The following is a 16800-nucleotide window of genomic DNA, read 5'->3' on the forward strand; positions in this document are numbered from 1 at the left end:
ATGTCGTTTTTTTTTGCCTGTTATTCAGGTTGAGACCTGACATCCAGATTGCGGTAATCAACACTGCAATGCCGTGCTCTCCTTGCGAGACAGCTCCAGCTTCACTCATCGTCCACTGTTACTTTCTCCCCAATTAGCCAGAATAATCGAACTGAATCAATGGATACGATTATGCTGACATGGACCGTTCTGGCGCGACTGGCGATCGTTGCAACGTTACCGCTACTGCTGATAGCGCGGCTGCCATCAGGTGAGACGATTCTGCTCCTGCTCCTCGTGGGTCTGGCTCTGCTGCAGTGCGCTTATCCACCCCTTCGTCTGACTGGTATCACTCTGCTGTTTCTGGCATGGGCCTGTAACGACGCGCGCGTGATGGTGCGGGATATCGAACAGCTTTCCGCACGGCCCGCCACCTTCACCCTTCAGATTGATGAACTGCGAAAAGAGCGCAAGCAAATCCGGGTTCGTCTGCTGGAAGCGCAGGGCAGGATGATATTTCCGCCTCGCTTTGCCTGGCTCTGGTTCGATGCTGAACCGGAAATTTACTGTCCGGGCCAACGCTGGACCATGCAACTCCGTTTGCGACCCGTACATGCCCGCCTTAATGAAGGTGGCTTCGATGCGCAGCGTTTTGCACTGGCTAATAATACGCCGCTGCAGGGCCGGATCCTTAAACAGGTTGCCGTCAGCGAACGCTGTGATGGCCGCTGGCGATTTATTGTATGGCATCGTGACAGAACCCATGAAATGCCTTTTCGTGCCACGCTGGAAGCACTGGCTTTTGGCATCAGGGATGAGATGAGCCAGCAGACACGTCAGCTACTGCGGGATACCGGCACCGCGCATCTGATGGCGATATCGGGCATGCATATCGCACTGGCAGCCAGCTCTGGCTGGTTGATTGCGCGTGGGGTGCAATTTATCCTGCCAGCCCGTTATATCGGCTATCTTTTCCCCCTCATCGTAAGTTGGCTGTTTGCTGCAGTCTATACCTGGCTTTCCGGGGCTCAGCCTCCTGCGGCCCGTTCACTGCTAGCCCTGACGTTATGGGCAATAACCCGGTTTGCGGGTGTTCAGCTGAATAGCTGGCAGGTCTGGATGTTCTGTATTGCATTGCTGCTGGTGACCGATCCGATGACTGTGCTCTCTGACAGCTTCTGGCTCTCAGTTCTTGCTGTCGGGATGCTACTGGTCTGGTACCACTGGTTCCCACTACCTGCACGGTTCCGTCATCAACGACGCTGGATTCCGGTGCAACTACTACATTTGCAGGCGGGCATGATGATTTTGATGGTGCCGTTGCAGGTGGCGATATTCAACGGTATTAGCCTGACCGCGCTGGTGGCCAATGTTGTCGCTATCCCAGTCGTCTCGTTTATCACCATGCCGTTAGTGACACTCGCCATGCTGCTACCGGTGGCGCAGGTATCGGGTTTCTTCTGGGGGGCGGCTGATCTCTCGTTGCGAGGCCTGTTTAACTGCCTGACGTTGCTGCCGCCGGGCTGGTGGCCGCTGAGTGGCACAACCTGGTTTACGGTAATGGTATGGGGCGGTCTGATTCTCTGGCGTGCACAGTTCTTCTTCTCTCTGCCATTTAGCAGCTGCGCCTTAGCGCTGGCGATGATACTGAGTCGCCAGCCAGAACAAGAGCAGGGCTGGCGCATCGATATGCTGGATATCGGGCATGGACTGAGCCTGGTTATCAGTCAGGGCGACGAGGCAGTGATGTATGACACAGGACCGCGCTGGCAGAATGATAATGCGGGTAGTCGGGTGATCATTCCATGGCTGGAGCGCAGACAGCTGCGATTAAAACAGGTCATCCTCAGTCATAACCATCTGGATCATACGGGCGGGCTGGAGGCGATCACGCAACGCTGGCCCGCGGTTGAAGTCAGAAGCGCGCTGGCAGATAAGGCGCATTTACCCTGTGTACGTGGTACGCAATGGCGCTGGCGCCGACTCCACTTTCGGGTTGTCTGGCCGCTGACGGCACCTTTACCGGGTGGAAATAATGACTCCTGTGTGGTGATCGTCGATGATGGCCAGGTCCGGCTGATGTTAACCGGTGATATTGAGGCTAAAGCGGAACGCCAGCTGGTGGCACTGGAGAAGCAGGGTCTGAAGGTCGATATCCTGCAGGTACCACACCATGGTAGCCGGACTTCGTCGACCTCTCTGCTGCTGCGCAAAACAGAAGGGCACACCGCTATCGCCTCTCTGGCACGCTACAATGCCTGGCGCATGCCTGCGAAAAATGTGCTGGAAAACTATCGAACGGCCGGTTTTCAGTGGCTGGATACGGGCCAGTCAGGACAGATCAGTATCAGGATAGAGCAGGGCAGAGTGCAGGTTTCTACCCTGCGGGAACAATTAATGCCTCGTTGGTATCATCAGTGGTTTGGCGTCAAACGCGAATCCAGGTAGAATGGCCGGCTATTTCCAACAGCGTGAATAAATAATGCATCAAGATAAAGATCTCTCTACGTGGCAGACGTTTCGCCGACTCTGGCCGATGATCGCGCCTAATAAAGCGGGATTAATCGTGGCCTCTGTCGCCCTGATTATTAATGCTGCGGGCGACGCCTTAATGCTCTCCCTGTTGAAACCGTTACTGGATGATGGCTTTGGTAAAGCTGACAGGTCGGTGATGCTATGGATGCCATTGGTGGTTATTGGCCTGATGGTGGTACGCGGAATAACCAGTTATATCTCCAGCTACTGCATCTCCTGGGTCTCTGGCAACGTCGTGATGAATATCCGCCGTCGGCTATTTAGTCATATGATGGGCATGCCGGTTTCCTTTTTTGACCAGCAGTCCACCGGTACCCTGTTGTCGCGCATTACCTACGATTCTGAGCAGGTCGCCTCCTCTTCTTCGGGCGCGCTGGTCACCGTAGTGCGTGAAGGGGCTTCCATTATTGGCCTGTTTATCATGATGTTCTACTACAGCTGGCAGCTGTCACTGATCCTGATTGTACTGGCACCTATCGTCTCATTTGCTATCCGCACCGTCTCTAAGCGCTTCCGCACCATCAGCAAAAGTATGCAGAACACCATGGGGCAGGTGACAACCAGCGCCGAGCAGATGCTGAAGGGTCACAAAGAAGTGCTGATTTTTGGCGGTCAGGAAATTGAATCGGAGCGTTTTTCCCGCGTCAGTAACCGCATGCGTCAGCAGGGAATGAAACTGGTTTCAGCCTCTTCCATTTCCGATCCGATTATTCAGCTGATCGCGTCGCTGGCCCTGGCTTTTGTCCTCTATGCCGCCAGCTTCCCAAGCGTAATGGATACGCTGACAGCCGGTACGATCACCGTCGTCTTCTCGTCGATGATTGCTCTGATGCGCCCGCTTAAGTCTCTGACCAACGTCAATGCCCAGTTCCAGCGTGGCATGGCAGCCTGTCAGACCCTGTTCTCGATTCTGGATAGCGAGCAGGAAGTGGACAATGGCACACGCGAGATCACCCGCGCTAAAGGGGATATCGAATTCCGTGATGTGACCTTTACCTACCCGGGCCGTGATATTCCGGCACTGCGTAATATCAATCTGTCGCTGCCGGCAGGTAAAACAGTGGCGCTGGTGGGCCGTTCAGGTTCCGGTAAGTCTACGATGGCGAGCCTGCTGACCCGCTTTTATGACATTCAGCAGGGCGAAATCCTGCTGGACGGACATGACCTGCGTGAGTACAGCCTGCGCTCGCTGCGTAATCAGGTAGCGCTGGTCTCGCAGAATGTGCATCTCTTCAACGACACTATTGCCAATAACATCGCTTATGCCCGCAGTGAGCAATATAGCCGCACAGAGATCGAGCAGGCAGCCACCATGGCGCATGCCATGGACTTTATCAATAAAATGGATAAAGGCCTGGATACGGTGATTGGCGAGAATGGCGTGCTGTTATCTGGCGGCCAGCGTCAGCGTATCGCCATTGCCCGTGCATTGCTGCGCGATTGCCCGATTCTGATTCTCGATGAAGCGACCTCTGCACTGGATACCGAGTCAGAACGCGCCATTCAGTCGGCACTGGATGAATTGCAGAAGAACCGTACCTCGCTGGTGATTGCGCATCGCCTCTCTACCATCGAGAAAGCGGATGAAATCGTGGTCATTGAAGATGGTCAGATTGTTGAACGCGGAACGCATCAGGTGTTGTTAGCAGAACGCGGCGCCTATGCCCAGCTGCACAAGATGCAATTCGGCCAATGATTGAACGTATCTGGAGTGGTCGCTCACCGCTATGGCTACTGCTATGGCCATTCAGTCTGCTTTATGGTGCGATCACGGCCCTGATACGCTTCAGTTACAGGCGCGGCTGGCGTAAAAGCTGGCGTGCGCCTCTGCCGGTCGTGGTCGTGGGTAACCTGACTGCCGGCGGCAACGGAAAGACGCCGGTTGTCATCTGGCTGGTCGAGGCGTTGCAGCAGCGCGGCCTGCGCGCTGGCGTGGTCTCCAGAGGGTATGGCGGCAAGGCGGATCACTACCCCTTGCTCGTCACCGCACAGACCAGCACGGAACAGGCCGGTGATGAGCCGGTTTTAATCGCCCAGCGCACCGGGGCCCCGGTCGCAGTGGCTCCCAAAAGGCGACAGGCGATTGAGGCATTACTGCAACAGGATTCGCTGGATGTGATCATCACTGATGATGGCCTGCAACATTACGCCCTGCAGCGCGATCGCGAGATCGTGGTGGTTGATGGCGTACGTCGCTTTGGGAATGGCTGGTGGTTACCCGCGGGTCCGATGCGCGAACGAGCCGATCGTCTGAGACAGGTCGATGCCGTCATCATTAACGGCGGTGAAGCGCAGCGCGAAGAGATTGCCATGCAACTTCAGCCCGGGCTTGCCACCAATCTGCTGACCGGTGAAACCCGCCCGCCTGAGCAACTGGGTGCGGTAGTCGCCATGGCCGGTATTGGTCATCCTCCTCGTTTTTTCACCACGCTGAAACAGCAGGGCATCATGCCGGTCGCAGAGATCGCCTTTGCCGATCATCACGCCTACAGCGAGGATGAGCTCACCCGATTACTCCAGCCGGGTCAGCAACTGCTGATGACCGAAAAGGACGCGGTGAAATGCCGTCACTTTGCCCGGCAGGACTGGTGGTATTTGCCGGTCGATGCCCATTTAAGCGGTAAGGCCGTAACGCCATTACTGGAAGATATCGAACAACTCTGCCGCCGCACACTCTGATACCCGCAGCCATTCAGGTAAAGCCTGATAAGGAAGAGGATGAACAGCCCGCATTCACTTTCGTTACAGCAAGCTCGTCATCTTCATCTCGCCGCGCAGGGCCTGCTGCGTGCGCCGGCAAAACGCGCTGTTTATCCGGATCTGATTAATTGCATCTCCCGCATGTCGCTACTGCAAATCGACACCATCCATGTCGTGGCCCGCAGTCCTTATCTGGTGCTGTTCAGCCGGCTGGGAAACTATCCTCAGGCATGGCTGGAACAGGCGCTGGCCCAGGGCGAACTCTTTGAGTACTGGGCACACGAAGCCTGCTTCATTCCCCGCGCCGATTACAGACTTCTTCGTCATCGCATGTTGTCGCCGGAACGTCTGGGCTGGAAATATAACGCGCAGTGGGTCGCTGAACACCAGCAGGCGATTGCTGAACTACTGCAGCAGATCAGGGAAAATGGCCCGGTGCGCGCCGCCGATTTTACGCATGCCGATAACCCGAAGTCAGGCTGGTGGGACTGGAAACCGCACAAACGCCATCTGGAGAATCTCTTCAGCGCCGGTGAGTTGATGGTCACCGAACGCCGTAATTTTCAGCGCGTCTACGATTTGCGCAGCCGCGTGATGCCTGACTGGCAGGATGAGGTACATGGCATCAGCGAAGCGGAGGCAATCTACCAGATGCTGATGAACAGTGCCCGCAGCTTAGGGATTTTTCGCGCAGCCTGGCTGCCGGATTACTATCGCCTGAAGCGGGCACCCCTGAACGACTTTATCTCTGATGCCCAGGCGGCGGGCGATCTGTTCGCCGTCAATACAGAGGGACTGGGCGCAATGTGGCTACATCGCGACTATTTGCCGTTGCTGGAGACGCCGCTGCAGGCAACGCACAGCGCGCTGTTGTCGCCGTTTGATCCGGTGGTATGGGATCGCAAACGTGCCCTGGAGCTGTTCAACTTTGACTATCGTATTGAGTGCTATACCCCGGAGGAAAAACGCAAATTTGGCTATTTTGTTTTGCCCATCCTCCATCGCGGCCAGATAAAAGGGCGACTGGATGCCCGCATGCTGCGTCAGGCAAAACAGCTGGAGATTAAAAAACTCTGGCTGGAGGAGAAGACGCGCGTGACGGCACGCTTTGTCGCGGATATCCGGTGTGCGATTGAACGCTTCGCGACGTGGCAGGGGGCAGAAAGCGTTACTATTCTGCAGGTACCCGATGCGCTTAAAGATCACTGGCCAGCGCTATGGACGCTGGATTAATCAATTTTGCGGCAGCCGCAGCGGGATGGCGCTTTACCTCATCCCGCAGGCGCCGCGCTATGGTATGCTTGACTCCTTAAGCATTCGGTCCCTGATGGAGGACATATGGATCATCGTTTACTCGAAATCGTTGCCTGCCCGGTGTGCAATGGCAAACTTTACTTCAACAATGCTCAGCAGGAGCTGATCTGCAAACCTGATGGCCTGGCTTTCCCGGTTCGTGACGGCATTCCGGTGCTGCTGGAAACGGAAGCCCGCACGCTGTCAGTTGACGAGATTCATCCATGAGTTTCACTGCCATCATTCCTGCGCGCTATGCGTCAACCCGCTTACCCGGCAAGCCGCTGCTTGATATTCATGGTAAACCCATGGTCGTGCATGTGATGGAGCGCGCCCGTGAGTCGGGTGCCAGCCGTGTCATTGTTGCCACCGATCATCCCGACGTGGCTCAGGCAGTGGAAGCGGCAGGCGGCGAAGTCTGCATGACGCGCGTCGATCACCAGTCTGGCACGGAGCGGCTGGCGGAAGTAATCGAAAAATATCAGTTTGCTGATGACGAAATCATCGTCAACGTGCAGGGTGACGAGCCGATGATTCCGGCTGAGATTGTGCGTCAGGTAGCGACCAATCTGGCGGGCTCGGCGGCCGGAATGGCGACCCTGGCAGTGCCGATCACGGATGCGGAAGAAGCCTTTAATCCGAACGCGGTGAAAGTCGTCATGGATGTAAATGGTTACGCGCTCTATTTCTCACGGGCCACCATTCCGTGGGATCGTGAACGTTATGCCGCCTCGCGCGAGCAGATCGGTGACACGCTGCTGCGCCACATTGGCATCTACGCCTATCGTGCCGGTTTTATTCGCCGCTATGTTGCCTGGGCGCCTTGTCCTCTGGAACAGATTGAGCTGCTCGAGCAGCTACGTGTTTTGTGGTACGGCGAAAAAATTCATGTCGCCGTGGCGAAAACCATCCCCAGCGTGGGCGTGGATACGCCAGACGATCTGCAACGCGTTCGTATTGCCATGCAGGCCTGAAAAACGGGGAGCCTGTCTCCCCGTTTCAGCATCACGTTATTGATCCGCCGCTAAACTTATCGCCAACACTTCCTTCAGGATATTACGATACTCATCTGAGGAGGATGCCGCATGGAACAGCTTAAATCGGAACTCACGCTGGCGCTGGGTGAAACCATCAGCCGCCTCGAAATCATCAGTGAACATCCACCCACCCGTCTTTATGCGTTATACGATCGGAAAGGCCTCCCCATGCCGGTGGTGGCGAAATATTTTCGTCATCAGGGCCGGGCGGCAATGGAAGCCAGAAAGCTGGCGTTGCTGGGGCAGGCCGGGCTGGTTACCGTGCCAGCAGTTTATGGTCTGGTGCTGAGCCAGCAGCCGCCGGTGCATGAAATGCTCTTAATGGCGCGACTGAATGGCGTGACGGCGGAAGCCCCAGCGCGGGATGCTCAGCGCTGGCAACAGTTTTGCGAACAGGTGGCCGAGGGACTGCTGGCCTGGCACCGGCTCGATAGCCATGGCCTGGTCGGAACGGTAGACAGCACGCAGCAGAACCGCTGGCCCGCCTGGTATGCACAGCGGGTTGAGGTGTTGTGGGCGACCCTGAGCTATCTGCGTCCGCCTGCCTTTACGCTGGAAGATCGCCAGATTCTGTTCCGCTGCCGTGCGCGACTGGCGCATCTGTTTCGTGGCTTCGATGATCCCTGCGTGATGGTTCACGGCAATGTGCGGCTACAGAGCATGCTGAAAAACAGCCGCAGTGACCAGTTAATCGCGATGACACAGCCCGGTACGATTCTCTGGGCACCCCGTGAATATGACCTTATCCATCTGGATGCGTCGCCCGCCGAAACGGCGCTGCTGCACCATTACCTGCAACGGGCACCGGTTTCAGAAGGCTTTATCTGGCGTCGGTGGGTTTATCAACTGTGGGACTGCATCGAAAATCTGATTCAGACCGGGAATTTTAATCGTCCGCGCTTTGATCATGCACGCGCACAATTACTTCCCTGGCTCGGCTGAGCCTTCCCCGCCTTTCAGTCGCTGCAGTAATGTGCCCAGCGTTTCGTACACGGCACGTTCGCTGTGACTCAGCCAGATCGATGACGGTATCGCCCGTTCCCAGCCATTCAGTGGTGAGGTAATTGCCAGCTGATTGGCAGGTGCAGCAATCGGCTCCAACCCGACCGCGTGGAAAAAGCGAATTGCCCGTGGCATATGATTCGCTGAGGTGACCAGCAGCAACGGATGCTCGCCCACCACGGTTTTGACCGCCTGCGCTTCATCCGCCGTGTCTCGTGGCTGGTCGAGAATCTGAATATGTTCACGCGGCACGCCCAGACTCTCTGCTACCTGTGCCGCCACCCAGGCACTACTCTTCGGATTGGTGCCGCCCGCTGCACCGGTAAAAATCAGCGTCGACTGCGGATTTCGCTGCCACTGACGAACGCCTTCTGCCACGCGCGGCAGACTGTTATTCAGCAGGTTCGAGCTGGGTGCCCATGCCGGATTAAAGGTGTAGCCTCCACCCAACACCACAATGTAGTCCACCTTCTCTGAGCCGTTCCAGGTCGGATAGCGGCTATCCAGCGGTAAAAGCAGACGATCGGCCAGCGGTTGCAGGCTCAGCAGTAGCAGTAATAGCCAACTGACGGAGATCACGGTTTTGCCGCTTTTCTGCCAGCCAGTAAACCAAAGCAGTAAAATGCCAAGCGCCATCAGCAAAAGCAGAAACGGCAGGGGTAAAAGCAGCCCGCCAATGACTTTTTTTAGGGTAAATAGCATCAAAAAAGAGTCCTGTTGTCCGAAAATAGAGCACCCGGAAGGGAAGATAGGGATGAAAGGTTCATTCTTCTGGTGCCTGTGACAAAATAGCACAAGTCTCACCGCAGCATACCGGAGCGCACGCCATGCAGGATCGTAACTTTGACGATCTCGCGGATAAATTTTCGCAAAATATTTACGGCACTACCAAAGGGAAGATACGCCAGGCCATCCTCTGGGATGAGCTGGAGAAGATACTGCCCGGACTGTCGTCACACCCGTTGTCGGTGCTGGACGCTGGCGGCGGTGTTGGCCAGGTCTCCAGCGGGCTTGCTGCACAGGGCCATCAGGTTCTGCTGTGCGATCTCTCTGGTGAGATGCTGCGCCGCGCAGAGGAGAATGCGGCAGCGCAGGGTGTGAGCAACAACATGCAATTCAGACAAATTAGCGCTCAGCAGGTGGGCGAACATTTGGATAAACCGGTGGATCTGGTATTGTTCCACGCTGTGCTTGAGTGGGTCGCTGAACCGGAGAAAGTGCTGAAAGCGCTGTTCGATCTGCTGCGTCCGGGAGGCGTCATGTCGCTGATGTTTTACAATCTGCACGGCCTGACATTGCGCACCTTAACGCTGGGTAACTTCGGCTATCTGCGCACCAACCTGACCAAACGCAAAAAGCGAACGCTGTCGCCTGACTATCCGCGCGATCCCGAGCAGGTTTATCGCTGGCTGGAAGAGTGTGGTTTTGTGATTGAGCAGCGGGCCGGGATCCGGGTGTTCAGTGACTACATGAAGCCGCCTAAGGGCGAGCCGAAAAGCGACGACGAAATTATTGAGATGGAGCGGCGTTACTGCCGTCAGGAACCCTTTTTGAGCTTAGGGCGTTACATCCACGTGACCGCGCGTAAACCCGGGCAGAAGGACGAATTATGAGTGAATTTTCCCAGACGGTACCTGAACTGGTCTCCTGGGCGCGCAAAAATGACTTTTCCCTTGCGCTGCCAGTGGAACGTCTGGCCTTTTTGCTGGCTATCGCCACCCTTAACGGTGAGCGGATGGATGGCGAAATGAGCGAAGGCGATCTGATTGATGCATTCCGTCACGTCAGTAAAGCTTTCGAACAAACCCATGAAACCGTGTTGGTTCGCGCCAACAACGCCATCAACGATATGGTGCGACAGCGCCTGCTTAATCGCTTTACCAGCGAACTTACTGAAGGCAACGCCATCTATCGCCTGACGCCGCTGGCGATTGGCATCACCGACTATTACATCCGTCAGCGTGAGTTTTCGACGCTGCGCCTGTCGATGCAGTTGTCGATTGTGGCCAATGAACTGAAGCGGGCAGCCGATGCCGCGCAGGAAAACGGCGATGAGTTCCACTGGCATCGCAATGTTTTCGCGCCGCTGAAATATTCGGTGGCGGAGATCTTCGACAGCATCGATATGACCCAGCGTCTGATGGATGAACAGCAGCAGGCGGTTAAAAACGATATCGCCGAACTGCTGAACAAAGACTGGCGCGCGGCCATCTCCAGCTGTGAAATGCTGCTCTCCGAAACCTCCGGGACGCTACGTGAACTGCAGGATACGCTGGAAGCCGCGGGCGACAAGCTTCAGGAAAACCTGCTGCGCATTCAGGATGCCACGCTGGACAGCCCGGACCTGGGCTTCGTCGATAAGCTGGTGTTTGATCTGCAAAGCAAACTCGACCGTATTACCAGCTGGGGCCAGCAGGCGATCGACCTGTGGATCGGCTATGACCGCCACGTCCATAAATTCATTCGTACCGCCATCGACATGGATAAAAACCGCGTCTTTGCGCAGCGCCTGCGGGTTTCGGTACAGAATTACTTCGACGCGCCCTGGGCGCTGACCTACGCCAACGCCGACCGTCTGTACGACATGCGTGATGAAGCGCTGACGCTGCGGAATGACGAAGTGATGGGCGAACTGCCGCCGGAGATGGAATACGAAGAGATCAACGAAATTCGCGAACAGCTGGCAGCGATGATTGAAGAAGCGCTGCAGGTCTACAAATCGCAACAAAAACCGCTCAACCTCGCGTCAGTGATGCGCGACTACCTGGCCCAGTATCCCCGCGCACGCCATTTCGATCTGGCGCGCATTGTGGTGGATCAGGCGGTGCGCCTTGGCGTAGCGGAAGCTGATTTAGCCGGTTTGCCTGTGGAATGGCAAGCCATCAATGATTACGGAGCCAAGGTGCAGGCACATGTCATCGACAAATATTGAACAAGTGATGCCGGTTAAGCTGGCACAGGCACTGGCCAACCCGATTTTTCCCGCGCTGGACAGCCATTTACGCGCCGGACGCCATATCGGTATCGAAGAGCTGGATAATCACGCTTTTCTGATGGACTACCAGTCATTTCTCGAAGAGTTCTACAGCCGCTATAACGTTGAGTTAATTCGTGCGCCGGAAGGCTTTTTCTATCTGCGTCCACGTTCAACCACGCTGATCCCACGTTCCGTGCTCTCTGAGCTGGACATGATGGTCGGAAAGATCCTCTGTTATCTCTATCTCAGCCCGGAACGTCTGGCCAATGAAGGGATCTTCACCCAGCAGGAGCTGTATGACGAGCTGCTCTCGCTGGCCGATGAGAACCGTCTGCTGAAGCTGGTTAACCAGCGTTCAACCGGTTCGGATCTGGATCGCACCAAACTGCAGGAGAAAGTGCGCGCCTCCCTGAGCCGCCTGCGCCGTCTTGGCATGGTGTGGTTTTTCGGCAACGACAGCAGCAAATTCCGCATTACGGAGTCGGTGTTCCGCTTTGGTGCCGACGTGCGCAGCGGTGATGATGCCCGTGAAGCGCAGCTTCGCCTGATTCGTGATGGCGAAGCCATGCTACTGGAAAACGCGACAGCCCCGGTCGACACAGATGAAGGTGAAGGGCTGGAAGGCGACGCGAGTGAGAACGCAGAGGAAGAACAGGCATGATTGAGCGCGGAAAATTTCGTTCGCTTACGCTGATCAACTGGAACGGCTTTTTTGCCCGTACCTTTGATCTCGATGAATTAGTGACCACGCTGTCAGGCGGTAACGGTGCGGGTAAGTCCACCACCATGGCGGCATTTGTCACCGCGCTGATTCCCGATTTAACGCTGCTGCACTTCCGTAACACCACCGAAGCGGGCGCGACGTCGGGATCACGTGACAAAGGTCTGCACGGTAAACTGCGGGCTGGCGTCTGCTACTCCATGCTGGATGTGGTGAACTCACGTCATCAGCGTGTGGTGGTCGGTGTGCGTCTGCAACAGGTCGCCGGACGCGATAAAAAGGTCGATATCAAGCCTTTCAGTATCCATGGCCTGCCCACCGACACCAACCCGACCGATATGCTGACGGAAGTGCTTAACAGCCGTCAGGCACGCGTCCTGCCGCTGAATGAGGTTAAAGAGCGGGTTGAGGCCCAGGAAGGCGTGCAGTTCCGCGCCTATAACTCGGTGACCGATTATCACGCCATGTTGTTTGATCTGGGCGTGGTGCCGCGTCGTCTGCGCTCTGCCAGCGATCGCAGCAAGTTTTACCGTCTGATTGAAGCCTCGCTGTATGGCGGTATATCGAGCGCTATCACCCGATCGCTGCGTGATTACCTGTTGCCTGAAAACAGTGGCGTGCGCAAAGCATTCCAGGACATGGAAGCCGCGCTGCGCGAGAACCGCATGACGCTGGAGGCGATCCGCGTTACCCAGTCTGACCGCGACCTCTTTAAGCACCTGATCTCCGAGGCGACCAGCTACGTTTCGGCTGACTATATGCGCCACGCCAACGAGCGTCGGGGGCATCTCGACAGTGCCTTACAGCTGCGCAGTGAGCTGTTCAGCAGCCGTAAGCAGCTCGCCACCGAGCAGTATCGTCATGTGGAGATGGCGCGCGAACTGGCTGAACACAGTGGCGCAGAGAACGATCTCGAAGTTGATTATCAGGCCGCCAGCGATCACCTGAACCTGGTGCAGACGGCGATGCGTCAGCAGGAGAAGATTGAGCGCTACGACGCGGATATCGAAGATCTGACGCTGCGTCTGGAAGAGCAGACCGAAGTGGTCGCCGAAGCGCGTGAAATTCAGGAAGAGAATGAAGCGCGGGCCGAAGCGGCTGAGCTGGAAGTGGATGAGCTGAAAAGTCAGCTGGCCGATTTCCAGCAGGCACTCGACGTGCAGCAAACCCGCGCGATCCAGTATCAGCAGGCATTGCAGGCGCTGGAACGCGCACGCACGCTCTGTCAGCTGCCCGATCTGAGCATCGACAATGCCGCCGAATGGCAGGAAAGTTTCCAGGCGAAAGAAGAAGAGGCGACAGAACGCCTGCTGCGTCTGGAGCAGAAGCTGAGCGTGGCGAAAGCGGCACACAGTCAGTTCGAACAGGCGCTGGCGCTGGTGACCAGCATTGCCGGTGACGTGACCCGTCAGGATGCCTGGCAAACCGGTCGCGAATTGCTGCGTGATGCCAGCAATCAGCGTCATCACGCCGACCAGCTCTCGTCACTGCGTCTGCGTCTGAATGAGCTGGAACAGCGTCTGCGCGAGCAGCATGAGGCGGAGCGTCTGCTGGCCGAGTTCTGCAAGCGTCAGGGACAGCATTACGAAGCGGATGCGCTGGCTGGCCTGCAGCAGGAGCTTGAAGCACAAATTGAACAGCTGAACAGCAGCGTCTCGGACGCCGGTGAGCAGCGCATGATGATGCGTCAGGAGCTGGAACAGCTGCGCGAACGCATCACCAGCCTGACCGCTCGTGCGCCACACTGGCTGGCAGCGCAGGAGATCCTGACGCAGCTCAGCGAACAGACCGGCCAGGCGCTGAACAGCAGCCAGGACGTCACCGAATATATGCAGCAGCTGCTGGAGCGTGAGCGTGAAACCACCGTCGAGCGCGACGAAGTGGCCGCTCAAAAACGTGATATCGAGCGGCAGATTGAACGTCTCAGCCAGCCAGGCGGTGCGGAAGATGCGCGCCTGACCCAGCTGGCGGAACGTTTTGGCGGCGTATTACTCTCTGAAATTTATGATGATGTGACGCTGGATGATGCGCCGTACTTCTCGGCGCTCTATGGTCCGTCACGTCATGCCATCGTGGTGCCGGATCTCTCCCGCGTTCGTGAGTTGCTGGATGGACTGGAAGATTGTCCGGAAGATCTCTACCTGATCGAGGGTGATCCGCAGTCTTTCGATGACAGCGTCTTCGGCGTGGATGAGCTGCAGAATGCGGTGGTAGTGAAGGTCGCTGAGCGTCAGTGGCGCTACTCCCGCTTCCCGAAAATCCCGCTGTTTGGTCGCGCAGCACGTGAGAATCAGCTGGAGCAACTGCACCTTGAGCGCGACAAGCTGGCCGAACGTTACGCCACGCTGTCGTTCGACGTGCAGAAAACTCAGCGTCTGCATCAGTCATTCAGCCGCTTTATCGGCAGTCATCTGGCCGTGGCCTTTGACGCCGACCCGGAAGCCCAGATCCGTCAGCTGGGCGCGCGCCGGGGTGAACTGGAGCGGGCGCTTAATCAGCATGAAAGCAATAACCAGCAGCAGCGTCAGCAGTATGAGTTGGCGAAAGAGGGCGTGTCACAGCTAAACCGACTGCTGCCACGCGTTAACCTGCTGCTGGACGATACGCTGGGCGATCGCTGCGAAGAGATCCGTGAGCAGGTTGATGCGGCACAGGAAGCGGCGCGCTTCCTGCATCAGCATGGCACTAAGCTGGCGAAACTGGAACCGATCATCGCTGTATTGCAGAGCGATCCGGAACAGCACGAGCAGCTTCAGGCGGATTATCAGCAGGCGCAGCAGCAGCAGCGTAATGCGCGTCAGCAGGCCTTTGCCCTGACAGAAGTGGTGCAGCGTCGCGCCCACTTCAGTTATGACGACTCGGCCAGCATGCTCAACGGTAACAACGACCTCAGCGATAAGCTGCGTCAGCGTCTTGAGCAGGCTGAAGGTGAACGCAGCCGCAGCCGTGATCGCCTGCGTGAACATCAGGCGCAGCTGACGCAATACTCACAGGTGCTGGCTTCGCTGAAAAGTGCCTATGACGCCAAGCGCGACATGCTGAAAGAGCTGCAGCAGGAGATGCAGGACATTGGTGTCCAGGCTGACAGCAGCGCAGAAGCGCGCGCACGTGTTCGCCGTGACGAGCTTTACACTGCACTGAGCCACAACCGCGCACGCCGCAATCAGCTGGAGAAACAGCTCACCTTCTGCGAAGCGGAGATGGATAACCTGCAGAAGCGACTGCGTCAACTGGAGCGTAACTATCATCAGGTGCGTGAGCAGGTGGTCAGCGCCAAAGCGGGCTGGTGTACCGTCCTGCGCCTGGTGAAAGAGAATGGCGTTGAGCGTCGTCTGCATCGTCGTGAACTGGCCTATCTGAGCGGCGACGAACTGCGTTCTATGTCGGATAAAGCGCTGGGCGCGCTGCGTCTGGCGGTGGCGGACAACGAACATCTGCGCGACGTGCTGCGGTTGTCGGAAGATCCAAAACGTCCGGAACGTAAAATTCAGTTCTTTATTGCGGTCTATCAGCATCTACGCGAGCGTATTCGTCAGGATATTATTCGTACCGACGATCCGGTCGAAGCGATTGAGCAGATGGAAATCGAACTGAACCGTCTGACCGAAGAGCTGACGGCGCGTGAGCAGATGCTGGCGATCAGTTCGCGCAGTGCAGCGAACATCATCCGTAAAACTATCCAGCGCGAACAGAACCGTATCCGCCAGCTCAACCAGGGCCTGCAGACCGTCAGCTTTGGCCAGGTGCGCAGCGTGCGGCTCAACGTGAACGTGCGTGAAACGCATGCCATGCTGCTGGATACGCTGTCGGAAGAGCACGAGCAGCATCAGGATCTGTTTAACAGCAATCGCCTGACCTTCTCGGAGGCGCTGGCGAAACTCTATCAGCGTCTTAATCCGCATATCGACATGGGGCAGCGCACGCCGCAGACCATCGGTGAGGAGCTGCTGGACTACCGCAACTATCTGGAAATGGAAGTGGAAGTTAACCGCGGTTCCGATGGCTGGCTGCGCGCAGAGAGCGGTGCACTTTCAACCGGTGAAGCGATCGGTACCGGTATGTCCATTCTGGTGATGGTGGTGCAGAGCTGGGAAGAGGAATCCCGTCGTCTGCGCGGCAAAGATATTTCGCCATGCCGACTGCTGTTCCTTGATGAAGCGGCCCGTCTGGATGCCCGCTCCATCGCCACGCTGTTTGAACTGTGTGAGCGACTGGAGATGCAGCTGGTGATAGCCGCGCCGGAGAATATCAGTCCGGAGAAAGGCACGACTTATAAACTGGTGCGTAAGGTGTTCAATAACACCGAGCATGTTCATGTGGTTGGCCTGCGTGGTTTTGCTGCCGATCCTTCGCCGGTGAGAGCGGGAAGCGAAGCGGATGCGCTGCCCGATTTAGCCGCTGAAAAATCGCAGGCGGAAACGTAGTCAAAAACTGAACCATTCGTTAATCTGGTTACGGCATTTGTCGCATGAGGCAAATGCCGTTTTTGTTTGTATACTCACACTATGAGTCACGGCGCGGTCGCAGCGGATACAGGGAACGCTGCGAAGTTGAAA

At 56.7% G+C, this 16800-nt stretch carries 12 protein-coding genes; 11 read left to right on the top strand and 1 reads right to left on the bottom strand.

The features are described 5' to 3' along the window. The first annotated feature begins 171 nt into the window (after positions 1-171). The 7 genes from AC2LB6_RS10565 (at position 172) to AC2LB6_RS10595 (ending at position 8486) form a co-directional block, all read left to right on the top strand. The gene (locus AC2LB6_RS10565) at positions 172-2427 is read left to right on the top strand and encodes a DNA internalization-related competence protein ComEC/Rec2 (protein WP_490093460.1); all 2256 of its coding nucleotides are present in this window, start codon (positions 172-174) and stop codon (positions 2425-2427) included. 34 nt (positions 2428-2461) lie between these two features. Further along, positions 2462-4210 carry a lipid A ABC transporter ATP-binding protein/permease MsbA gene (gene msbA / locus AC2LB6_RS10570; RefSeq protein ID WP_490093461.1) on the top strand — a complete coding sequence of 583 codons (1749 nt, stop codon included), beginning with the start codon at positions 2462-2464 and terminating at the stop codon, positions 4208-4210. Further along, the gene (gene lpxK, locus AC2LB6_RS10575) at positions 4207-5193 is read left to right on the top strand and encodes a tetraacyldisaccharide 4'-kinase (RefSeq protein WP_490093462.1); all 987 of its coding nucleotides are present in this window, start codon (positions 4207-4209) and stop codon (positions 5191-5193) included. The genes msbA and lpxK overlap by 4 nt, the downstream gene beginning before the upstream one ends. A 39-nt stretch (positions 5194-5232) precedes the next feature. Further along, on the top strand, positions 5233-6447 hold the full coding sequence (locus tag AC2LB6_RS10580) for a winged helix-turn-helix domain-containing protein (protein ID WP_490093463.1): 1215 nt from the start codon (positions 5233-5235) through the stop codon (positions 6445-6447). A 105-nt stretch (positions 6448-6552) separates the two neighbouring features. Then, a complete protein-coding gene (locus AC2LB6_RS10585) occupies positions 6553-6735 on the top strand; it encodes a Trm112 family protein (protein WP_090962560.1) in 183 nt (60 codons plus the stop codon). After that, positions 6732-7481 carry a 3-deoxy-manno-octulosonate cytidylyltransferase gene (gene kdsB / locus AC2LB6_RS10590; RefSeq protein WP_490093464.1) on the top strand — a complete coding sequence of 250 codons (750 nt, stop codon included), beginning with the start codon at positions 6732-6734 and terminating at the stop codon, positions 7479-7481. Before AC2LB6_RS10585 ends, kdsB begins: the two co-directional genes overlap by 4 nt. Before the next feature lie 111 nt (positions 7482-7592). Next, positions 7593-8486 (top strand): phosphotransferase, encoded by an 894-nt coding sequence (locus tag AC2LB6_RS10595; RefSeq protein WP_490093465.1) that lies wholly within the window; start codon positions 7593-7595, stop codon positions 8484-8486. Here AC2LB6_RS10595 and elyC read toward each other — a convergent pair. Beyond that, the gene (elyC, locus tag AC2LB6_RS10600; protein WP_490093466.1) at positions 8466-9248 is read right to left on the bottom strand and encodes an envelope biogenesis factor ElyC; all 783 of its coding nucleotides are present in this window, start codon (positions 9246-9248) and stop codon (positions 8466-8468) included. The two genes, AC2LB6_RS10595 and elyC, sit on opposite strands and share 21 nt — an antisense overlap. 125 nt (positions 9249-9373) lie before the next feature. Here elyC and cmoM point away from each other — a divergent pair, with 125 nt between their 5' ends. The 4 genes from cmoM to mukB are packed head-to-tail and all read left to right on the top strand — an operon-like array spanning position 9374 to position 16668. After that, positions 9374-10159 (top strand): tRNA uridine 5-oxyacetic acid(34) methyltransferase CmoM, encoded by a 786-nt coding sequence (gene cmoM, locus AC2LB6_RS10605; RefSeq protein WP_490093467.1) that lies wholly within the window; start codon positions 9374-9376, stop codon positions 10157-10159. Then, entirely contained in the window at positions 10156-11478 is a 1323-nt protein-coding gene (gene mukF / locus AC2LB6_RS10610) for a chromosome partition protein MukF (protein WP_003849384.1), read from the top strand. Before cmoM ends, mukF begins: the two co-directional genes overlap by 4 nt. Further along, complete coding sequence (gene mukE / locus AC2LB6_RS10615) at positions 11459-12184, top strand: chromosome partition protein MukE (protein ID WP_490093468.1); 726 nt, start codon at positions 11459-11461, stop codon at positions 12182-12184. The genes mukF and mukE overlap by 20 nt, the downstream gene beginning before the upstream one ends. Then, positions 12181-16668 carry a chromosome partition protein MukB gene (gene mukB / locus AC2LB6_RS10620; RefSeq protein ID WP_490093469.1) on the top strand — a complete coding sequence of 1496 codons (4488 nt, stop codon included), beginning with the start codon at positions 12181-12183 and terminating at the stop codon, positions 16666-16668. The genes mukE and mukB overlap by 4 nt, the downstream gene beginning before the upstream one ends. Positions 16669-16800: the final 132 nt, after the last annotated feature.

Source organism: Pantoea sp. RCC30.1 (assembly GCF_058148845.1).